The following is a 21,599-nucleotide window of genomic DNA, read 5'->3' on the forward strand; positions in this document are numbered from 1 at the left end:
GTGCCGACAGGTAATTCGCCCATGTTTTGAAGCCCTTGCCTCTGCCCGCCCCCACCTTCACGGCTTCCGGATTATTCCAAAGACATGCCCCCTGGCGCATCACTCCCGACGTAACGCGGCAGGCAGGTAAAATGGCCGCTTTTATTCGTCCGTGGCCACCATGAACCTGCCCCAGCCCTCCCCCGAAGCCCTTGAACAGAGCGGGCACCTCGTCGCCCATCTGCGCCGCGTGATCGAAGGCCAGGGCGGCTGGATTTCGTTCGCCACCTACATGGCCGAAGCGCTGTACACCCCCGGCCTGGGCTACTACAGCGGCGGCGCCCGCAAGTTCGGCCCCGGCGGCGACTTCATCACCGCACCGGAACTCACGCCCCTGTTCGGCCAGGCGATCGCCTCCCAGGTGCAGCAGATCATGGACCTCTCAGCACCGCACATCATCGAGGCCGGCGCCGGCACCGGCCTGCTGGCTGCCGACCTGCTGCTCGAACTCGAACTGCGCGGTTCGCTGCCCGAGAGCTACGCCATCCTCGAAGTCTCGGGGGATCTGCGCGAGCGCCAGTTCGACACCATCGCCAGCAAAGTGCCCCACCTGGCATCCCGCGTGAGCTGGCTGGAAGGCCTGCCCGAGCACTTTTCGGGCGCCCTTGTGGCCAACGAGGTGCTCGACGTCATGCCGGTTCACCTCATCGCCTGGCGGCCGGAAGGCATCTTCGAACGGGGCGTGGCCTTGGGCGACGAAGGGCAGTTCGTGTGGGCCGACCGCCCGGTGAGCGGCAAGGTGGCCGACGCCGCCGCAGCGCTGGATCGCCCGCTGCCCAGCGAAGGCGAATACGTGAGCGAACTCAACCTCGCCGGCCGCGCGTGGATCGCCGAATGGGCCGAGCGCCTTGAAAAGGGCGCCATGCTGCTGGTCGATTACGGTTATCCGCGCGCCGAGTATTACCTCGACAGCCGCAGCACCGGCACGCTGCTGTGCTATTTCCGCCACCATGCTCACGGCGACCCCTTCCTGTGGCCGGGGCTGAACGACATCACCGCCTTCGTCGACTTCACCGCCGCCGCCGAAGCCGGCTTCGCAGCCGGGCTGGACATCCTCGGCTACACCGACCAGGCCAACCTGCTGTTCAACTGTGGCGTGCTGGCCTGCCTGGCTCGCCGGGCACCGGAAGACAGTGTCGACTACATCCGTGCGGCGAAGGCCGTGCAACGTCTCACCGGCCCCCATGAGATGGGTGAACTCTTCAAGGTCATCGCGATGGGCCGTGGCATCGAGCAGCCGCTGATCGGCTTCCTGCGCGGCGACCGGCTGCACGCGCTGTAAAACCCGGGCGGCTGAAATAAAAAAGCTTGCCGGATCACTCCGGCAAGCTTTTTTGCGCCATTCAGGAAACCTGTTTGCGGAAATTTACTCCTGGAAGCGATAGACCGCGCTCAGGAAGGCATCCACATCCGTGGGCACCGGATGCTGTCCGTGGCTCGCCAGCGGGATTTCCTGCAGGCCCAAGGCCAGCTCCGGTGGCAACAGGTTGGCGTTCAGGACTTCGTCATCGTATGCCGGGACGACATCGTTTTCCGGCTCGAGGTAACTCCGTTCGCCGCTTTCCATGCTCATGCAGATCACCATTTCGGCCTCCGTTCCGGGGCAAGGAAACCAACCCCTTGTTGTTCTTAACGGCTGCGGCCCCCAAAGGTTGAAGGAATCCCGGCTGAAGGCTCGGAAAGATCCCTTTCCATTGTTGCCCGCGGCCAGTCGCATGATTCAACAATGGACCACCATCCCGCTGCTCGCAATGACGAAGTTCACGGGCACCCGGTTTTGGAGCGGGTTTTACAAGCCTTCACTTTGAAGCCAGCTCAGGATCGGATCGGCGGCAATGCGCCAGTCCGTCTCGAGCATCATGCCGTGACCGAGTTCGGGCAGGATCATGGCCTCGACATCGTAACGGCGGGCCGTCATCTGCACCTGGTCGGGCGGAATCAGTACGTCGTGCTCGGCGCCCAGCACCAGCAGGGGCGGACGATGGATGCGCGAGATGGAGGGCAGATCGAACAGCGACATGTCCCAGATGGCCCGGTGCGACTCGGGCTGGCACAGGTGGTAATAACGCTGCAGGCGCTCGATTTCCATGGTTTCGTGGAACATCGCGTCACGCAGGGTTTCCATCTGCGGCCGGCCGCCACCCATGATGCGGTTCAGGTCGCCGAGCAGATGGGGCTTGGCGAAGGCCAGACCGAAAGCCGAACCGAGCAGGCCTTGCGGCGGCACCGACGACATCAGCACGACGCCGGGGGCCGAATGCCGCTCAAGGTACTTCTGCACCACCATGCCGCCCATCGAATGGCCGATCAGCACCGGCGCGGTGGGCAGCTTGGCGACCACTTCCGCCACATCATCCACGTAATCGGAAATCGAGAAGCTGTCGAGGTAGGCTCGCCCGCGGCTGCGACCATGGCCGGAAAGGGACAGGGCATAGCAGGAATAGCCCTGCTCGGCAAACCACGGCATGAAGCACTCATCCCAGCACCAGGCGCCGGTATAAGCACCGTGAATGAATAGCAGCGGGGTTTCGTGGGCAACGCCAGCCGGCGTATGGCAGAGGACTTCCAGGTCACCGAAACGGGAATTGTTCATGCGCAGACTCCGCGGAGGGAGGCAGAGCTGCGCACAGGAACTGAGCGGAGGATCATGGGCTGTTCTTGATAATTGTTTTGTTGTAGGCGCAGAACTTACAGCAGGCAGACGAAGGAAGAAAGCTAAAACACGCGAGCCTCCAGCGCTACCTGAGATCGACCACCGACAAGCCCGATACCGGGGTGCCCGACACCCTGAACTTCACGGCATGCCGAAATAGGGTTAAATCCCTTTTTTCAGACAATAGCAGGTGAAGACGGATGCTCAAGTGGTTGCTGGCGATCGTGGTGCTGGCGCTGGTTTCAGGGCTGGGATCGAGCCTGTCGCTGCGGCGCTGGCGGCTCGGGCATCTGCCCGGCGACCTGCATTTCGATGTTTTCGGGCGGCATATCCACATTCCGCTGACCAGCACCCTGCTGCTGTCCTTGCTGGTGGGGCTAGTGATCCGCTGGCTGTGAGTCGTCGACCGGCGCGCGCACCGCGAAGGTCACGCTGTCGAGAACCTGCCCCTCGGCCGACATCAGATCGAGCACATGACGGCCAGCCACCGGACGCCATGCCGTCCGGCTGGCCGAGCTGGAGTTTCCGCCGTTGCCGATGCGCTCGCCATTGAGCCGCCACCAGGCGCCGGGCGCGGTGCGCAGCGCTTCGAAATGGATCCGGAAATTGCTGTCGTCGGCCAGGGGCATCCCGTCAACGATCGTGCCGCCGGCGGGATAGGCGATGCGCGGGAGGCTGCGCGGCACCATCACCCGCTCAAGCTCGGTGCCGCGGATGAACCACTCGCGGCGTGCGCTTTCGACAGGCGGCTCGAAGACCACGAGGCTGGACACCACCCCCGGCGGCGGCGCCGGCCTGACCGGGGGCTGGCTGCGGTGCAGGCCGCGCAGGATCTCGTGCCAGGCAGCGCCGGCCTGGGCCGGCATGCCGCGGTTGCCCGCAGCCCACAGCGCAATGCTGAAACGCTCGGAGAAGCCGATCATCAGCGCTTCGCGCCCGTCGGGTACGTACTGGCGAAAGGCAAACGCCTGCGGATTGCCGTCGGCATCGGGCTCGGCCAGCATGTCGCCGACAATGAAGCCGGCCTCGGCCCGCAGCACGCGGCGGGGCGTGCGCTCCGGCCCTGCGACAAGGCGCGGCGCCAGCCACTGGCCGCCGCTGGCGAGGCTGCGATAGAGGCCGGCGAGTTGCACCAGGCCCACGTCAGCCCCGCCACCACGGGCCATGTCCACTTCGGCCTGGCGCAGGCGTTCGGGCAGTTGCTCGCCGGCCATCCGCAACACGGTCTGGGCCGGTTCGGTGAGGCTCTCGGTCAGCGCCCGCCGGACGCTCACCCACATGCGATCGTCCGGCTGGGTCGGCGCGTGATTGGCCAGCGATTCTTCGAGCAGGCTGGCTGCCGTCAGCTGGCGGCGCTCCAACGCCACGCCGTAGGCAAAGGGCAGCAGCAGGTTGCCGGCGCTGCGCAGCAGGACAGCCTGGTCCGGCAAGGCGGCTTCCGGCGCCCCCACATAGGCGAGCACGTCGCCGCTGGCGTTATCGACGACCACCGCAGCGGCCTCGCCGCTGCCGAGCCGGCGCACCACCTGCAGCACAAGTCGCTGGGCATCCGCGTCGAAGGTGGTGACAAGGCGTTCGCCGGCGTGTTGCAGCAGATGACGGGCGGTGTGGGGGGCGAGATCCCAGCGTGAGCCGAGCTGCTGGCGATCAAGGCTGGTGTCGGCGAGACGCTGGGCCGGCCCGCAGGCCGACGGGGCACCGATACGCTCGGCCAGCACGCAGGCGCGGCGCGCCACCGTGTCGGCCCGGGCGTTGGGGCCGCGCAGCAGCACCGCAAGAACCAGCGCCTCCGGCCTGCCGATTTCGGTTGGCGGCTTGCCGAAGAAGGCCCGGGATGCGGCATGCACGCCCTGCAGGTCGCCGCGAAAGGGCGCCAGATTGAGGTAGGCCTCGAGGATCTGTTCCTTGGTCCAGCGGGCTTCCAGGGCCTGGGCGGCGAGGGCCTGATCCCATTTCTGGCCGATGGAGCGGCGCGGCATGCCGGCATAGCCGAGGGCCAGCTCCGGGTCGAGAAGTCCCGCCAGTTGCATCGACAGGGTGGAGGCCCCCCGCTTCCGGTCGTACCAGAGGTTGTGCCACAGCGAGCCGGCGAAGGCCCGCCAGTCCACCCCGGAATGTTCGAAGAAGCGCTTGTCCTCGGCCGCCAGCAGGGCCTCCTTGAGGGATGGCGAGAGGCTGGACAGCCCCACCCATTCGAGGCGGCGCACGCGCGTGTCGATGCGCCGCTCGGCCAGCGGCGTGCCGTCGCGGGCGAGCAGAACGGCCACCGAGGGCTTCGCCCCGGCCTTGACCTCGGCGAAGGCCGGAATCGGCTGGGTGGCGTGGGCCGTGGAGGCTGCGCCGGCAACAAGCACAAGCGCGGCGAACCGCCGGATCAGCGGAAAAAAGTAAGGGAGCTGGCGGATCGCTGGCATGGCTGGCGGCATTGTAAGCCGCCTCCCGGTGGGCCGGATGCGGGATTTCTGGCGCGCGCCGGCAAGCTAAGTGTCACAAATCGTGTCGTCGGTGTCGGCGGCCAGGCCAAGGGTTTTGACTGCCGCGACACGGGCGGCATGCACTTCGGCGGGAATCCGTGATTTGTCCTCGAGACGCCGGGCGATCGCGCCGGCATCCACGCCGCGCACCGCCGCCAGCACGGCGAGCAGGCGTTCGCGCTGGGGGTAGGCGCGCCCGGCGTAGCCTTCACGCCCGTGAAAATCGCAGGCGCAGGCATCGAGCAGCGCGGCGAAGCGTTCCGGGCGGCGCAGACCGTCGCAACGCTCGACCAGCTTGACCGCGGTCGCCGCACGCAGCACCAGCGCCTGATGCACGATGCCGTGCTCGCGGGCCATCATCAGGGCCAGGTCGCGACAGTCGGCCGGGCACTTGAGGCGCTCGCACACCTCGCGGGCCAGCGCCTCGCTGGCGGCCTCATGGCCGTAATGGTGGGGCAGCATGTCGGGCGACGTTGTGCCCTTGCCAAGATCGTGGAGCAAACAGGCGAAGCGCACCGCCAGCGGCTGGCCCGTGGCCGCGGCCTGGTCGAGCACCAGCAGCAGGTGCGCGCCGCAGTCGACTTCCGGGTGGTATTCGGGCGGCTGGGGCACACCAAACAGGCGATCGACTTCGGGCAGCAGGCGGGCCAGCGCGCCGCAGTCGCGCAGCACCTCGATCATGCGGGACGGCCGGGCTTCCATCAGGCCACGGGCGATTTCCTGCCACACCCGCTCGGCCACCAGCGCATCCACCTCGCCGGCCGCCACCATGCCGCGCATCAGCGCGAGGGTTTCCGGTGCCACCGAAAAATCGGCAAAGCGCGCTGCAAAGCGTGCCAGACGCAAAATGCGCACCGGATCTTCGGCAAAGGCCGGGCTCACATGGCGAAAAACCCGTTCGGCCAGATCGCGCTGTCCGCCGTAGGGGTCGGCCAGCGTGCCATCGGCGCCGCGGGCGATGGCGTTGATGGTGAGGTCGCGGCGCGCCAGATCTTCTTCGAGTGTCACGGCCGGATCGGTGTGAAAAACGAAGCCAGCGTAGCCCGGCGCCGTCTTGCGCTCGGTGCGGGCCAGCGCGTATTCCTCGTGGGTGCGCGGGTGGAGGAAGACCGGAAAATCCTTGCCGACCGGCTTGTAGCCCTGGGCCAGCAGCATTTCCGGGGTGGCGCCCACCACCACCCAGTCGTGATCCTTGACCGGCAGGCCAAGGAGTTCGTCGCGGATTGCACCGCCAACGCAGTAAATCTTCATCTTTACTCTCGACGCAGTTGCCACGCGGCAAAACGGGCGCGCTTGTTGGCCGAGCCCAGGTAGCCCGGCGCAATGGTTTCGAGGGACGTCGGTTCGCGGCCCCAGGGCTGAGGTGCGCCGCTGGCAACATTGTCGGCGCGCATCGAGCGCACGTTGTCGCGGCTCATCAGCGGGCCGGGCAGGCATTCGAGCAAGCCGGCCTGGAGCATGGCCAGGCCTTCGGGCAGGGGCACCACCGGGCGCCGGTGGCCGGTGACGTCGCCAACGTATTCGACCAGCTGTTTAAGCGTGTAGACCTGCGGGCCGGCCACCTCGAAAACCTGGCCGGCGGCATCGCCGCGGGTCAGGGCTTCGGCGACGATGTCCGCCACGTCAGCCACGTAAACCGGCTGAAAGCGCGCCCGGGCGCCGCCCAGCGGCATGACGGGGAAGCGCTTGAGCAGCTCGGCGAAGAGATTGAGGAAGCTGTCGCCCGGCCCGAAGATCACCGAGGGGCGCAGGATCGTCCATTCGACGTCGGGCGACGCGGCTCGGATCGCGACCTCACCGGCGGCCTTGGAGCGCTGGTATTCGGATGGCCCGGCGGCATCGGCGCCCAGGGCGCTCACATGCACGATGCGACGCACACCGGCCTTGCGCGCAGCGGCGACGAGGCGGGTCGGCAGTTCGACGTGGGCCCGGGCGAAATCCGGGCCGTAGGGTGATCCGGAACGGGAATGCAGCACACCGACAAGGCTGACGACGGCGTCGACGCCCGTCATCAGGCGATCCAGCGTGGCCGGGTCGAAGACGTCGGCCTCGACCAGTTCGACGGTGGGCAGTGGCAAAAGGTGGCGCACGCGATCGCGGCGACGGGTCGGCACGACAAGTGTGACGCCGTCACGGGCCAGCCGGCCGGCAATGGCCGTGCCGACGAAACCGCTGCCGCCGACGATGAGGATTTTGCGGGGTGATGTCATGGCGAATCTCCGGTGGGGTACGAGCTATGACGTATTGATCGTCGCGGCCACCGGGAATTCCCGCCCGGCCCGGCTGTTGCGAAGAAATCCGCAGATACCGCGCTGCCGGGGGGCGAACAGATCGCGCCCCGGAAAATCATTCGTCGCCCAGCCCGGCGCCCGGAGCGGGGCTGCCCAGTCCGGCGGTGCTGCCGTCGCTGGCGGAGATGGTGCCCAGGCGCGCCTTCAGCGAGGGCGCCCGGCCGTCGAGCAGCGCGGCATAGACGATGGAGTTGGCCATCACCTTTTTCACGTAGTCGCGGGTTTCACCGAAGGGAATGCTTTCGGCGTAGATCGCGCCCTCGAGGGGCTTCACGTCCTTCCAGCGCTTGGCCCGGCCGGGGCCGGCGTTGTAGGCGGCCGAGGCCAGGACCGGATGGTTGTCGAGGCCTTCGAGCACCATGCGCATGTAGGTGGTGCCGAGCATGACGTTGGTGTCCGGATCCTGCAGCCAGCCCACGTTGTAGCCCTTCATGCCGAGCTTGCCGGCCACCCACTGGCCGGTAGCGGGCATGATCTGCATCAGCCCCTGAGCCCCCACGCCGGAGCGGGCAGCGGTGACGAAGCGGCTTTCCTGGCGCATCAGGCCGTACACCCAGCCGGTGTCGAGATCGCGCTGGCGGGCATTGGGTTCGATGCGGTCGCGGTAGGGCGCCAGATAGCGCAGGCTGTAGTCGTGCTCGCTGCGGGTGCGGTCGGCGGCGTTGATGGCCCGATCATAGACCCCGAGCTGCTGGGCAAGCTGGGCGGCGGCGATGAGGAAGCGGTCGTCCCGGTTGCGCATCGTCCAGTTCCACTCGCGGGCGGCTTCGGTGCGCATGTCGAGGCGAAACAGCGCCAGGGCGCGCTGGATGCCGGGCGCCTGGCGGGTCTGCTCGAATTCGTCGGAGCTGATGGCGCGGGCTTTCTTGGGCAGCGTGAAAGTGCGGCCAAGCTCCTCGTCAGCCAGGATGCTGTAGAAAGTGGGGTGGCCGGCGATGCGCTCAAAGGCCTTGCGCGAAACCTCGCGGTTGCCCAGGGCGGCCTCGGCACGGCCGAGCCAGTAGGTCCAGTCGGGCTGGTTGCGCAGCTCGGCAGGCATGGCTTCGACCGCTGCCTTGACGGTTTTCCAGTCGCCGGCGCGCAGCGCCGCGCGCACGCGCCAGGCGGCCTGTTCTTCGGACATGGGCGTATCGCCGGCGGCCCTGAACCAGGCGTTGGCATCGGGCATCAGCTTGGTGGCGGCCTGCCACGCAATCTGGCCAAGGGCGTAGCCGCGATCCGGGGTGGTCAGGCGTTCGTTGAGGCCAAGGTAACGGGCGTAGGCGCCCTGCGGGTCGTCGCGGGCCAGGCGGGCCAGGGCAACCAGGGCCAGTTCGCGGCCCTGGCGGCTGGCCGCAAAGTTGGCGGGCATGCGGTCCAGCCAGGTGGACGGGTTGGCCGCGGCCTTGTCGAGGTCAGACGCGGCCGGCTGCTGATCCGCCGGCAGCCAGTTGGCCACGGCGCGGGCGCCCGCATTGCGCTTGGCTTCCATCAGGCGGCGCACGCGCCCCCAGGTTTCATCGGGGCTGATCAGCCCCTCGCTGACCAGCGCCTGCAGCACCGGGATACAGCTTGCCGGCGTGTCGACCAGCGAGAACCAGAGCGGGCGGATTTCTTCAAGCAGGGCCGGATCGCCGCTGTAGAGGCGCGCCTGGTAGTGGTAACACTTGATGTCCTGCTCGGGCTGCTCGAGCTTGGAGTATTCGGCCAGCAGCGGGCCGAACTCGCCGCGCTTGCCCAGGCTGCGCAGCCATTCGGAGCGCAGTTTCTCGGCCGCCCAGCTGCCGGCGTTGCGCTGCAAAAAATCGCGGATGCGCTCGAAATCCACATCGCCGGCACGGGCGATCTGGTTGGACAAGGCCCAGTATTCGGGATAGGGATCGAGGACGTGGCCGGTGGGCGGCGCATTCAGGGCGAGCCTGTGGCGGTCGCCCGTTCGCGCTGCGTCCTTTGCCAGCAGGATCCGCTCGTCGCCGGGGTCACCGCCGGCGGGCATGGCCATCCACAACACTGCCGCCAGAACGGCCCACGCGCTATTCTTCATTGCTCTACGTCCCGCCAAAATGCCGCCGGAGAATAGCACAGTGACCTCGTCCTTCCCCTTTCCTGAAGCCCCCGCCCGAGCCAAATCGGAGGCCGATATTGCTGCAGCGCGAAAAAAACTCCGCAATGCCCGCATCGCCGCCCGCGAGGCCCTGCCGGAAGCCTTGCGCCAGGCCCTGACGGCGCGCATCGAAACCCATCTCGACGCGCTCCTGGACCAGCTCTCGCCAGCCCGGATTGCCTTCTGCTGGCCGTGGCGCGGCGAGGTGGACCTGGTGCCCTGGGCGCACCGCTGGCTGGCCGCCGATCCGGCGCGTCGGGCGGCGCTGCCGATCGTGCGCAAGCCGGGGCAGCCGATGGAGTTCCTGCGCTGGCAACCCGGCGTGGCGATGGAAACCGACCACCACGGGATTCCGGTACCGACCGGCGCCGAAGCGCTCGAACCGGATCTCATCCTCGTTCCGCTCAATGTCTTCGACGCGGCGGGTTTTCGGCTGGGCTACGGTGGCGGCTATTTCGACCGCACGCTGGCTGCGCTCGATCCGGCGCCACTCACCGTCGGGGTCGCTTTCGAGCTGGCCCGGGCAGACACCACCTGGCCCCAGCCCCACGACCATCCGATGCGCTGGATCGTCACCGAGGCCGGCGCGCACAAGGCCGCGCAGGCCGCCGGCACCCTCAGCGGGGATTGATGGGTTTCACGCCCTGCAGCGGGCTGGCGAGAATCGCCGAGCGGATCACGTCGATGGCGCCGCTCCGCGGATAGGTGACGCGCCAGGCGAGCGCGATGCGACGGAAGGGTTCAGGCGCCTCGAAGGGCCGCACGGCAAGCAGCGAGTTGCTGCCCGACATCGGCGCCGCCGCGGCGCTGGGCAGCACGGTGATGCCGGCGCCGGTGGCCACCATGTGGCGGATGGTTTCCAGCGAGCTGCCTTCCAGCGTGCGCTGCAGGCCCTCGCCGGGGCGGCACATGGGGCAGACTTCCAGCACCTGATCGCGAAAACAGTTGCCGGCCCCCAGCAGGAGCAGCGGCGCGTCGGCCAGGCGGCTGGCGGGAATCGCCTCGTCCTGCTCCCACGGATGGCCAGCGGGCAGCAGCACACGGAAGGGCTCGTCGTATACCGCCTGGGTGACGATGCCGGGCTCCTCGAAGGGCAGCGCGATGACGATCACGTCGAGGTCGCCGCGCTTGAGCGATTCGGCCAGGCGGGCGGTGTAGTTTTCCTGGATCAGCAGCGGCATCGACGGCGCCGCGGCATGCACCCGCGGGATCAGGTGCGGCAGCAGGTAGGGCCCGATGGTGTAGATCACGCCGAGCTTGAGCGGGCCCGACAGCGGGTCGCGGCCGGCGGTGGCGAGCTCCTTGATCTGGCCGGCTTCGAGCAGCACCTTTTCGGCCTGGGAAACAATGCGGGCGCCGATGTCGGTGATCTTGACGTCGGCCGCGCTGCGTTCGAACAGCGTGACCGCCAGCTCCTCCTCGAGCTTCTTGATGGCGACCGAGAGCGTCGGCTGGCTGACATTGCAGCGTTCCGCCGCGTGGCCAAAATGACGCTCGCGGGCAAGCGCAACGAGATAGCGAAGATCGGTAAGCGTCATGAGTCACCCCGGCTGCAGTAGCGATAGTGAATAACTATACAACGCTGGCAGCCGAGAGGGCATTTTCTTGCCGTCGGCGGGCTGCGCATCTGCGGCTTGTCCTGGCCGGAAGCGCCCCCACATTTGTAATCGTTTGTTCAAACAGGGAACACGGCGCCGCAGCTGGCGTCCACTTGCCCGTGAAAATACAGGAGCACTTCATGAAGCCTGCCGTGGTTCGATCCACCCTGGCCGTTTCGGCCATCGCCCTTGCGCTCGCCGGCTGCCTGCAGGAGGGCGGCGCGATTTCTCCGTCCCACGCCGCCAACGGCGCGCCGACGCAAGCCACTGCACCGGCCCTGACGCCCCCGGTGGCGCCGCTCGCCCAGTCCGGGCGCTACGGCCTGCCGGACTTTTCCGCACTGGTCGAGCAGGTTGGCCCGGCGGTGGTGAATATCAGCGTCACCCAGAAGCTGGCCCGCGGCAATGGCGCAACGAGCGGCGACGACCCCTTCGCCGGCGACCCGTTCTACGATTTCCTGCGCCGCTTCGGGGTGCCGGTTCCGGGCATGCCCGGCAATGGCGGCAACGGCGGCGGGCGCATGCCGGAGCAGATCCAGCAGGGCGTCGGCTCCGGCTTCATCGTCAGCGCAGACGGCTTTGTCCTGACCAACGCCCACGTGGTCGATGGCGCCACCGAGGTCACCGTCAAGCTCACCGACAAGCGCGACTTCAAGGCCCGGGTGGTGGGCGTGGACAAGCGCACCGACGTGGCCCTCCTGAAGATCGACGCCTCCGGCCTGCCCTTCGTCAGGACCGGCGACGCCGAGCGCACCAAGGTGGGCGAATGGGTCATCGCGATGGGCTCGCCCTTCGGCTTCGAGAACACGGTCACCGCCGGCATCATCAGCGCCAAGGCGCGCCGCCTGCCCGACGAGAACTACGTGCCCTTCATCCAGACCGACGTGGCCATCAACCCCGGCAACTCGGGCGGGCCGCTGTTCAACCTGGCCGGCGAGGTGATCGGCATCAACTCGCAGATCTACTCCCGCTCGGGCGGCTTCATGGGCATCTCGTTTGCGATTCCCATCGACGTGGCGATGAAGGTGAAGGACCAGCTGCAGAAATACGGCAAGGTTTCCCGCGGCCGGCTTGGCGTCTCGATCCAGGGCCTCGATGCGGACCTGGCCCAGAACTTCGGCCTCGACAAGCCCAACGGGGCCCTCGTCGCCAACGTGGAAAGCGGCTCACCCGCCGAAAAGGCCGGCCTGCAGCCCGGTGACGTGGTGCTCGGCGTCAATGGCCAGAAGGTGGACAACTCCGCCGACCTGCCGCGCATCATCGGCGACCAGAAGCCCGGCTCCGTGGTCCGCCTGTCGATCTGGCGCGACCGCAAAGCCCGCGAGCTGAGCGTCACGCTCGGCGAACAGCTTGGCGAGAAAGTCGCCGCGGCAGCCGGTGCCGAGAAGAAGAACGACGGCGCCAGCAGCAAGCTGGGCCTCGCCGGTCGCGCCCTGACGGCCCAGGAAACCGCGCGCCTCGGCGTGCCGGGCGGCGTGGTGGTGGAAGCCGCCAGCGGCCCGGCCGCCAAGGCCGGCTTGCAGGCGGGCGACGTGATCGTCGGCATCAACAACCAGCCGATCACCGGTATCGAGCAATTCCGCAAGCTGCTCGATGCCGCCGGAAACCGCTTCGCACTGCTTGTCCAGCGCGGCGGAAACCGCATCTTCATGCCGGTCCGGATCTCCTGAAAACCACAAAGCCTGTAGGCGCCATGCCCTGCAGGCTTTGTGCACCCAGGGCGCAACAAGTCACACTGCAAGCGGCAAGATTACGCAGACCATCCCGGATGGGCTGGATATAATCGGAAAAAAACGGGGGAAGCTGGTCTCAGGGAGCCCTCCGGTTCCGCTTATAACAAAAGTCACCCGATGCCCTTGCTGCCGCTCCGACGGACCCTGCTTGCCACCCTCGCGGGTGTGCTGCCGCTGCAGCTTGCCCTTGCCGCAGACTCCCTGCGCGGGGCGGGCGCAGAACTGCCGTTTTTCGAAGAGCTGCCAACCGTCCTGTCGGCCTCGCGCCTGCCCCAGGCGCTCAACGAAGCACCGGGCTCCGTCACCATCCTCGACCGCGAGTTCATCCGCGCCACCGGCTACCGGGACGTGGCCCGCCTGCTCCGGCTGGTTCCCGGCATGCAGGTCGGCCAGGAACGCGGACACAGCCAGTGGGTCACCTACCACGGCCTCGGCAGCGACTATCCGACCGAAATCCAGGTGTTGATCGACGGGCGCTCGGTGTATGCCCCAAGCAGCTTTGGCGGCGTCGATTGGTCAGCCCTGCCCCTCACGATCCAGGAAATCGAGCGCATCGAGGTTGTCCGCGGCACCAACTCCAACGCCTACGGGGCCAACGCGTTTCTTGGCGTGATCAACATCATCACCCGCCACAGCCACCAGGACCGGGGCGCCTCGGGCCAGATCAATGTCGGCAATCATGGCATCACCGACACCCACGCCAGCTGGACCGGTGGCAGCGACGGACTCGGCGTACGCCTCTCTGCCGCCCAGACCCGCGACAACGGATTCACCGGCGTGCGCGACTCGCGCCACAGCCAGACCCTCAGCCTGCGCAGCGATTACCGCATCAACGCCCGTGACGAACTCACCGTTCGCGCGGGCTACAACCATACCGAGCGCGACCAGGGCTACCCGGACTCGACCTTCGGCAACAATGCCGAGCGCGCCACGGGCACCGAGGGCAGCACCATTCACCTCACCTGGCGCCGCACGGTTGCCGACGACGAGGAGTGGCTGGTCAGCCTCTATCGCAACCACGAATCCGGCATCGACCGCTGGCTGGCAGCCGGACTCGGCTACACCGACGTTCCCCTGAACCGCAATCGATCGGCCGACCGGACCAACGTCGAATTGCAGCACCGCTTCGCCCTAAATCCGCAGGCCCGGCTGGTGTGGGGCCTGGAGAGCCGGCGCGACCAGACCACCGCGCCCTTCCTGTTCGCCGGCGGCAACCCGCCGGCCATGAACCTGTACCGGGCCTTTTCCAACCTCGACTGGCGCATCACGCCCGACTGGGCGCTCAACCTCGGCGGCCTGCTCGAGAAGAACGGCAGCGTGGCGGCGCAATTCATCCCGCGGGCCTTCATCAACTGGCAGGCCAGCCCCACCGACACCTTCCGTGCCGGCTACGCGCGGGCCTGGCAGCAGCGCAACCTGTTCGACCTTTACGGCGACGTGCGCGCCTACAGTGCCAACAGCAATCCAAAGACCGACCGGCCCATCGCGTGGCCCTATGTGGCAAACCCGGATCTGCGCACACCCCGCGTCGACACCTTCGAAATCGGCTACCTGGGCCGCTTCCCGGCCATCGACGGCACCCTGGACGTGCGGATCTTCAACGAGCGAATCAACGATTTCGTGATCCGCCACATCGTCCCGTCCCCGATCGGCCCGCTGAGCCTGCCGCTGCCCACATCCCAGTTCATCAACCTGTCCTCGCCCGTCGTGCTGCGCGGCATCGAATACCAGTTCCGCACCAAGCCGCGGGCCGGCACCGAATTCCTGCTCAGCCACACGATCATCGACCGGCGCACCGACGATCCGGAAGTCGCCAAGCGCACCGCCCCGTATTCGGCCAGCCTCACCTGGCTGCAGGACTACGGCCACGGCTGGACGAGCACCGCCAGCGTGCTGCGCATGGGCCCGCTGGCCGGCGGCTATGGCTACGTGCCCGGCTGCGACTACAGCGCGCGCCCCTACACCAGCCTCGACCTGCGCATCGCCCGGGCCTTCCGGCTCGATGGCCGCAAGATCGAAGTGGCCTTGAACGGCATCAACCTGGGCAGCAGCCACCAGGAAATCGCCGACCGCTCGGAGCAGTGCCTGCAGGCCAACCCGGCGAAGCCGGTCAACCCGGCCTCCAGCATGGGCTGGCTGTCGCTGGCGGTGGAGCTTTAGAGCAAAGCACTCTTGAACGGAGAAAGAAAAAACGAGGGGGCGTGACTGGAATTCCAGCCACGCCCCCTCGCTGTTTCAACTTCGGCAGCTTCAGTCGCTGCCCGAACTCACCGTTTTGCGGATGAACACGGCCCGCTGCACCTCGGTCACCCATACCAGGCCATCACCGGTCTGGCCCGTCGTGGCCACCTGGACGATGTGATCGACCAGCACGTCGGCCAGTTCATCCGGCGCAATGATCTCGACCCGCAACTTCTCGGTAAAGTCGGTCAGTTCCTCCTTGATGCTGTTGGGCGTGTGGCGGATTGTTGATCCGCAGCCCGCCGCCTTGCTGATGGTCATGCCCGGAAAACCCGGCACGGCGCGGAGCACCTCGCGCAGCCGGGGCAGTTTCTGCGGGCGGATAACGGCGTGGATTTCCTTCATTTTCATCTCCTTGCGTCAGGCACGGGCCGCACTCGGGCGGCCCGCCTCGATCAGGCTTCGTAGGGGGTATCGTCAAACCACTTGTAAAGGGTGGGCAGCACCACGAGGGTCAGCAGCGTCGAGGTGATCAGGCCGCCGATCACCACGATGGCGAGCGGCCGCTGCACTTCCGAACCCGGCCCGGTGGCGAACAGGAAAGGAATCAGCGCCAGCAGGGCCACGGTGGCGGTCATCATCACCGGGCGGAAACGCTGGGTTGCCCCCTGCACCACCGCGATGGCCAGCGGAATCCCCTCGGTGCGCAGGCTGCGGATGTAGCTCACCAGCACCACCCCGTTGAGCACCGCGATACCCCACAGGGCGATGAAGCCCACCGAGGCCGGCACCGACAGGTATTCGCCCGTCACCAGCAACCCGAGCACCCCGCCCACACTGGCAAACGGCAGCACCAGGATGATCAGGCTGGCCAGCTTGAGCGAGCCGAAGAGCAGGAACAGCAGGAAGAAGATCGCTCCCACCGTGACCGGGATGATGATGGTCAGGTGGCCCATCGCGCGCTCCAGGTTCTGGAACTGGCCGCCCCATTCCAGGTAATAGCCTTCCTTCAGCTCGACCTTGGCACCCACGGTTTTCTGCAGTTCGGCCACGAAGCCGCCGAGGTCGCGGTCCTTGACGTTGATCGCCACCACCACCCGGCGTTTGGCCAGCTCGCGCGAGATCTGCGCCGGGCCATCGACCACATGGATACGGGCCAGGTTTTCCAGCGCCACCTGCACGCCGCCCGGCGCACTCACCAGGATGTCGCCGATCTTCTCGAGGTTGTCCCGGAAGCTCTCGGGCAGACGCACCACCGAGGCAAAACGCCGTTCGCCCTCGTAGATCTCGGTGGCCTGCTTGCCACCGATGGCCGCCTCGATCACGTCATTCACGTCCGACACGTTGAGGCCGTGGCGGGCAATGGCAACGCGGTCGATCTCGATGGAAAGGTACTGCTGGCCGGTCACCCGCTCGACGCGGATGTCGGTGGCACCGGTAATGCTGCCCGCCACCCGGGCGATTTCGTCGGCCTTTTTCTTCAGCACGTCGAGATCGTCACCGAACACCTTGATCGCCACGTCCGAACGCACGCCAGTGACCATCTCGTCCACCCGGTCGGAAATCGGCTGGGCCATCACCACCTGGGCGCCCGGCAACACCTTGAGCTTTTCGCGCATGGCGTCGGCGATGTCGTCCTGGGTCCAGCCTGCGGGCCATTCGTCGCGGGGCTTGAGGCTGACAATGGGCGTCGATTCGTTCTGGCCCTGCGGATCCGCCGGCGATTCGCCACGGCCGACGCCGGAAATGGCGGACTTGACGCCCGGCACTTCCATCACCAGCTTCATCGCCTGCATTTCCATCTTGATCGACTCTTCGAGGGAAATATTGGGCACCCGGTTGATACCCGGCACCACCGAGCCTTCCTTCATCTCGGGGATGAAGGCGGTGCCCAGCAGCGGAAACGCCGCCAACGTGGCCACCAGCAGCCCGATGCCGCCCACCACCACCTTGCGGCTGTTGGCCACGGCCCATTTCAGCATCCGCAGATAAGGCGCCTTGAGCCGGGCGATCAGCCAGGTGTCATGCTCGGCGCCGCCCTTGAGCAGGTAGGACGACAGCACCGGCGTGAGGGTCAGCGACAGGAACAGCGACACCGCCAGCGCGATGGCGATGGTGTAGGCCAGCGGCGCAAACATCTTGCCCTCCATGCCCTGCAGCGTCATCAGCGGCAGGAACACCAGGATGATGATGCCGACGCCGAAAATCACCGGCGTGGCCACTTCCTGCACCGCGTCAAAAATGATGCGCGCCTTGCTCTCGCCCTCGTTGGCCCGGCCGAGACGCTCGAAGGCGTTTTCAACCACCACCACCGAACCGTCCACCATCAGGCCGATGGCGATGGCGAGGCCGCCCAGCGACATCAGGTTGGCCGAGATGCCGTAATGGTTCATCGCCATGAAGGTGATCAGCGGTGTCAGCACCAGCGTGGCCACCACGATCAGGCTGGAGCGCACGTCGCCCAGGAACAGCAGCAACACCACCACGACCAGCACGATGCCTTCCATCAGCACCTTGGTCACCGTCCACAAGGCCGCGTCCACCAGCTCGGAGCGGTCGTAGTAGGGCACGATCTTCAGGCCGTCGGGCAGCATGCCTTTATCGTTGATCTCGGCCACCCGCGCCTTGATGCGGCCGACCACCTCCTTGGCGTTGCCGCCGCGCAGCATCATCACCACGCCGCCCACCGATTCGGTGACGCCGTTCTTCACCACTGCGCCCTGACGCACCTCGTGGCCAAAGGCCACTTCGGCCACGTCACGCACGAAAACCGGCGTTCCCCCCACCTCCTTGAGCACGATGCCGCCGATGTCGGACAGGCTTTTCACCAGCCCGACGCCGCGGATCAGGTACTGCTCGGCGTACTGGGGCAGCACCCCGCCGCCCGAGTTGGCGTTGTTGCGCGCCACCGCCTCGTACACGTCGCGGATGTTGAGCTGGTAGTGGCGCAGCCGATCGGGGTTCACCAGCACCTGGTACTGGCGGTTGTAGCCGCCCTGGGAGTTGATTTCAGCCACACCGGGAATCGAGCGCAGCAGCGGGCGCACCACCCAGTCCTGGGCAATCCGGCGTTCGGTGAGTTCCTTCTCGGTGAGCTTGCGGTCGCCGTCGTCCGGGTGATCGAGGGTGTATTGGTACACCTCGCCGAGGCCGGTAGACACCGGGCCGAGCACCGGCACGATGCCTTCCGGCATGCGGCTGCCCACTTCGAGCAGGCGTTCCATCACCAGCTGACGGGCAAAGTAGACGTCGGTGGCGTCGGTGAACACCAGCGTGATCAGCGACAGCCCGGGCTTGTTGAGGGACCGCATTTCCTCGAGACCGGGCAGACCGGTCATGGAGATTTCCAGCGGCACGGTGACAAAGCGCTCCACCTCCTCGGGCGAGCGGCCCTTGGCTTCGGTGGCGATCTGCACCTGCACGTTGGTCACGTCGGGAAAGGCGTCCACAGACAGCTTGCGCGCCGCGTTGAAACCGAAGGCGAGCAGGATCACTGCCACCACGACAACAACCAGGCGCTGCTGGAGGGCGATACGAACGAGGGATTGAATCATTCCAGTTCCTTCCTCTTGCGTTCGTTGTTCAAATGGAAGGCGCCCGATACGAGGATGCGCTGTTCAGGCTTGAGGCCGGACAGCACCGGGCGGCGCCCGTCCACATCCGGGCCAAGACGCACCGGCGCCAGACGGAACTGCTGCGGCCCGACCTCGACGAACACGTTGTCGGCGTCACCGTCACGCACCACGGCCTGGGCCGGCACCACCAGCCGCTCGACCGGTGCAGCCTGGATCAGCATCGTGGCCAGCATGGCCGGCTTGAGCTGGCGGTTGGCGTTGGCCACCGCGCTGCGCACGGTCACGGTGCGGGTTTCGGGGTTGACCGTGTCGGCCACGTAGATCAGCTTGCCGGTAAGGCGCACGCCAAGGGCCGGCACCTCGATATCGACGCTCTGGCCGGACTTGACCAGCGCGGCCTGCTGCTCGGGCACCTCGGCGGTCACCCACACCTGGGACAGGTCGGCCACCATATAGAGCGCGTCGGAAGGCTGCACGACCTGGCCCGGCGCCACCTGGCGCTCGACCACCGTGCCGGCCATCGTCGACACCACCGGCGTCACCGAATGGATCACGCCGCTGCTACCCAGCCGGCCGATCGCCCCCGACGACATGCCCAGCACGCGCAGCTGGTCGGCCGCGCCGCGCTGTTCGGCGGAGGCAATCGCCAGCTCGCTCTCGCGGCGCTGCAATTCGGCCTTGCCGATCACGTCGGCCGCAAACAGCTGGCGCGCCCGCTCGACGCTGCGCGCCTGCAGGTCGGCCTGGGCGCGGGCCTTGAGGTAGGCGAGCTGGGCCTGGCCCAGTTCGGTGCTGTTGATCACCGCCAGCGCATCACCCACCTTCACCTGCTGGCCGAGGTGAGCATGGATCTCGATGACCCGGCCGGTCACCGTGGCGCCGATACGGGTTACGCGATATTCATCGAAGTCCACCTTGCCGGCCACCCGCAGGGTGTCGGAAAGCGGTGTGGCGCCCACCGGCGCAACCTTGATGTCGGCACCGAAGTTGGCCGGCACCGTCACCGCCAGCGGGTCGGCCACCGGCACCTCGGTCTCACCGGTAGCGGCCTCGGTGAGAGCCGCCGCCGTGGGTGCGGTCGTCGCGCCGGGCTTGGGGGAATCCTTGCAGCCGGCAAGAATCAGGGCAGCCGTCAGAACGGCCAGGGCAAGAGCGTTGGGTTTCATAAGCGGAATCCGGATCACGGTGCAGCGCGCAGGCGCTCGATTTCGATGACGGCCACCTGCAGTTCGTAGCGGGCGGCGATGAGTTCATTGCGGGCAGCGCGAAACACCCGCTGGGCGTCCAGGTAATCGAGGATGCCGCGCTCGCCGAAGCGGTAGGCCGCCTCGGCAACCTTCATGGCCGCCTCGGCCTCGCGGAGAATGCCGTTTTCGAGGGCATTCACCTGGGTGCGGGCGATTTCGTATTCGCTATAGGCGATTTCGAGCGACTGCAGCAGGCCCAGCTCCTGGCCCGCCTGCTCGCTGCGGCTCTTCGCCAGCAGCGCACCGGCCTCGGCGATCGGCCCCTTGCGGCGATCCCAGATCGGCACGCTGAGCACCACGCCGAAGCGCGTGTCGCGGATTTCACTGTCGCGATCCTCGGCCACCTTCAAGGCCAGTTCGGGCTGGCGGCGCAGGCGCTCGAGTTCCAGCTGACGCTCGGCACGACGCACTTCGGCCTGGCTGCGGAGCAGTTCGGGGTTGCGGGCCAGCACTTCGGCGCGCAGCACATCCAGCGGCGGCACCACGGCGCTGCCCGCGGGGTAGGCGGCAAGCACGCCTTCCACCTGGAAATCGGCCGGCAGACCGGCGCCGACCACGGCGCGCAGCGCGGCATGCGCCCGGGCAACCCGCAGACCGGCGCTCTCAAAGGCCTTCTGGGCGTTGAGCAGTTCGGTATCGGCCTTGATCAATTCATAACGGGGCGCTTCGCCGGAGTTCACCCGCACCGCCACCTTGCCGCGAATCTGCTCGGCAAGGCTCAGGTCTTCGCGGGCGGCGCGCACTTCGGCCTGTCGGCGCAGGACTTCGAAGTAACGCTGGTCGAGACGCGCCAGAAGATCGTTCTCGAAAGCACGCCGCTCGGCCTGGCGCGCGTCCAGCCCGAACGTGGCGGCATCGATACGGGCGTCCCGCTGCCAGGGGTTGTCAATCCGCTGCAGCAGCGACAGGCTGCGGGCACTGCCGTCGGTGGCACCGGGCACCCGGGCCTGGGTGCGGCCGGCAAGAAACTCCACCTCGGGGTTCGGGTAGGCCGCGGCGCTCGCAACCTGGGCGCGACTGGCCTCCACTTGGGAACGGGCCGCGGCGAGGGCCGGATGTCCGGCCCGCGCCACATCGCGCAGCGCCTGCAGGGAATAGGGCGCAGGCGCGCCGGCGGGCGCCGAGAACACAGGCACGGCCGTCACCGAAAGGGCGACAGCCAAGCATAACTTGGTGAGCATGTTGATCCTTCAGCGTGGCAAAACCGCTGTTTTTCGATTCACGGAAACAAGGGGCGTGACAGAGCTCCGTCACGGCGTACCGGGCTCCCCGGACGGGGAGCAGAAAGGATCAACTGCGCCGCGGAGGCGGCGACGTGGCGCGGGGAAAAACCGAAGGAAACTCGGGCAATGTTCCATCCGGGCGGACTTCAAGCAGGAACAGCACCGGCAAGGCAAAGCCGCTGACAAAAGCCGGACAATCCTGCGGCTCGGCGGTATCCGGCTCAACGCCACCCTGGGTCACCTGGTCCACCTGCACGTGCTCGACCAGTTCCGCGGCCGATTCATAGGCCTCTTCCGCACTGGCAACCCCCGCCCAGACCAGCACGAGGCAGGCCAGCGCAAGGGAAAGCACACGGGAGATGACGCGGGACAGGGATCGATGGATACGTTGCATTGCAGCAATCAAGACCAGACGGCGGGCCGGGAGTTCCCGGAAAATCTGAAAAATCCGGAACTTCATCGGGGTGCAGCGTGACTATAATCGCACTTTTTCCGCTTTTGC

At 67.1% G+C, this 21,599-nt stretch carries 17 protein-coding genes; 5 read left to right on the top strand and 12 right to left on the bottom strand.

The genetic code is table 11. From position 1 onward, the window contains the following. Window positions 1-160 precede the first annotated feature (160 nt). Window positions 161-1,321: an SAM-dependent methyltransferase gene (locus Q1W26_RS06840; protein ID WP_300437606.1), complete on the top strand. Its 1,161-nt coding sequence runs from the start codon at window positions 161-163 to the stop codon at window positions 1,319-1,321. Between the two features lie 84 nt (window positions 1,322-1,405). On the opposite strand, the gene Q1W26_RS06845 is transcribed toward Q1W26_RS06840, so the two are convergent. Both Q1W26_RS06845 and Q1W26_RS06850 read right to left on the bottom strand, forming a co-directional pair. After that, a complete protein-coding gene (locus Q1W26_RS06845; protein ID WP_300437609.1) occupies window positions 1,406-1,612 on the bottom strand; it encodes a hypothetical protein in 207 nt (68 codons plus the stop codon). 216 nt (window positions 1,613-1,828) lie between these two features. After that, window positions 1,829-2,632: an alpha/beta fold hydrolase gene (locus Q1W26_RS06850; protein ID WP_300437612.1), complete on the bottom strand. Its 804-nt coding sequence runs from the start codon at window positions 2,630-2,632 to the stop codon at window positions 1,829-1,831. 260 nt (window positions 2,633-2,892) lie between these two features. Here Q1W26_RS06850 and Q1W26_RS06855 point away from each other — a divergent pair, with 260 nt between their 5' ends. Further along, on the top strand, window positions 2,893-3,090 hold the full coding sequence (locus Q1W26_RS06855; RefSeq protein ID WP_300437615.1) for a DUF2905 family protein: 198 nt from the start codon (window positions 2,893-2,895) through the stop codon (window positions 3,088-3,090). Here Q1W26_RS06855 and Q1W26_RS06860 read toward each other — a convergent pair. From Q1W26_RS06860 to Q1W26_RS06875, 4 genes are all read right to left on the bottom strand, one after another. Further along, window positions 3,070-5,106, bottom strand: a complete 2,037-nt coding sequence (locus Q1W26_RS06860; protein ID WP_300437618.1) for a transglycosylase domain-containing protein — start codon at window positions 5,104-5,106, stop codon at window positions 3,070-3,072. The genes Q1W26_RS06855 and Q1W26_RS06860 overlap by 21 nt on opposite strands. Window positions 5,107-5,172: 66 nt before the next feature. Then, window positions 5,173-6,417, bottom strand: a complete 1,245-nt coding sequence (locus Q1W26_RS06865; RefSeq protein WP_300437621.1) for a multifunctional CCA addition/repair protein — start codon at window positions 6,415-6,417, stop codon at window positions 5,173-5,175. A gap of 2 nt (window positions 6,418-6,419) precedes the next feature. After that, window positions 6,420-7,376, bottom strand: coding sequence for a complex I NDUFA9 subunit family protein (locus Q1W26_RS06870; protein WP_300437623.1), 957 nt, complete (start codon window positions 7,374-7,376; stop codon window positions 6,420-6,422). A 136-nt stretch (window positions 7,377-7,512) separates the two neighbouring features. Continuing rightward, complete coding sequence (locus Q1W26_RS06875) at window positions 7,513-9,438, bottom strand: lytic transglycosylase domain-containing protein (RefSeq protein ID WP_300437625.1); 1,926 nt, start codon at window positions 9,436-9,438, stop codon at window positions 7,513-7,515. 82 nt (window positions 9,439-9,520) lie between these two features. Between Q1W26_RS06875 and Q1W26_RS06880 the strand changes: the two genes are divergently transcribed. Beyond that, complete coding sequence (locus tag Q1W26_RS06880) at window positions 9,521-10,171, top strand: 5-formyltetrahydrofolate cyclo-ligase (protein ID WP_300437627.1); 651 nt, start codon at window positions 9,521-9,523, stop codon at window positions 10,169-10,171. Here Q1W26_RS06880 and Q1W26_RS06885 read toward each other — a convergent pair. Then, a complete protein-coding gene (locus Q1W26_RS06885; RefSeq protein WP_300437630.1) occupies window positions 10,158-11,078 on the bottom strand; it encodes a hydrogen peroxide-inducible genes activator in 921 nt (306 codons plus the stop codon). The two genes, Q1W26_RS06880 and Q1W26_RS06885, sit on opposite strands and share 14 nt — an antisense overlap. 200 nt (window positions 11,079-11,278) lie before the next feature. Between Q1W26_RS06885 and Q1W26_RS06890 the strand changes: the two genes are divergently transcribed. Both Q1W26_RS06890 and Q1W26_RS06895 read left to right on the top strand, forming a co-directional pair. Next, window positions 11,279-12,808, top strand: coding sequence for a DegQ family serine endoprotease (locus Q1W26_RS06890; RefSeq protein ID WP_300437633.1), 1,530 nt, complete (start codon window positions 11,279-11,281; stop codon window positions 12,806-12,808). Window positions 12,809-12,988: 180 nt separating this feature from the next. Next, on the top strand, window positions 12,989-15,031 hold the full coding sequence (locus Q1W26_RS06895) for a TonB-dependent receptor plug domain-containing protein (RefSeq protein ID WP_300437636.1): 2,043 nt from the start codon (window positions 12,989-12,991) through the stop codon (window positions 15,029-15,031). Between the two features lie 90 nt (window positions 15,032-15,121). On the opposite strand, the gene Q1W26_RS06900 is transcribed toward Q1W26_RS06895, so the two are convergent. The 5 genes from Q1W26_RS06900 to Q1W26_RS06920 all read right to left on the bottom strand — a co-directional run bounded on the left by Q1W26_RS06900 (window position 15,122) and on the right by Q1W26_RS06920 (window position 21,491). After that, window positions 15,122-15,457, bottom strand: coding sequence for a P-II family nitrogen regulator (locus tag Q1W26_RS06900; RefSeq protein WP_300437639.1), 336 nt, complete (start codon window positions 15,455-15,457; stop codon window positions 15,122-15,124). Window positions 15,458-15,507: 50 nt separating this feature from the next. Continuing rightward, window positions 15,508-18,606, bottom strand: coding sequence for a CusA/CzcA family heavy metal efflux RND transporter (locus Q1W26_RS06905; protein WP_300437642.1), 3,099 nt, complete (start codon window positions 18,604-18,606; stop codon window positions 15,508-15,510). Then, window positions 18,603-19,793, bottom strand: a complete 1,191-nt coding sequence (locus tag Q1W26_RS06910; protein ID WP_300437645.1) for an efflux RND transporter periplasmic adaptor subunit — start codon at window positions 19,791-19,793, stop codon at window positions 18,603-18,605. The genes Q1W26_RS06905 and Q1W26_RS06910 overlap by 4 nt, the downstream gene beginning before the upstream one ends. A gap of 14 nt (window positions 19,794-19,807) precedes the next feature. Further along, a complete protein-coding gene (locus tag Q1W26_RS06915) occupies window positions 19,808-21,055 on the bottom strand; it encodes a TolC family protein (RefSeq protein ID WP_300437647.1) in 1,248 nt (415 codons plus the stop codon). 109 nt (window positions 21,056-21,164) lie between these two features. After that, window positions 21,165-21,491 carry a hypothetical protein gene (locus Q1W26_RS06920; protein ID WP_300437650.1) on the bottom strand — a complete coding sequence of 109 codons (327 nt, stop codon included), beginning with the start codon at window positions 21,489-21,491 and terminating at the stop codon, window positions 21,165-21,167. Window positions 21,492-21,599: the final 108 nt, after the last annotated feature.

Source organism: Zoogloea sp. (assembly GCF_030157465.1).
Classification (GTDB): Bacteria; Pseudomonadota; Gammaproteobacteria; order Burkholderiales; family Rhodocyclaceae; genus Zoogloea.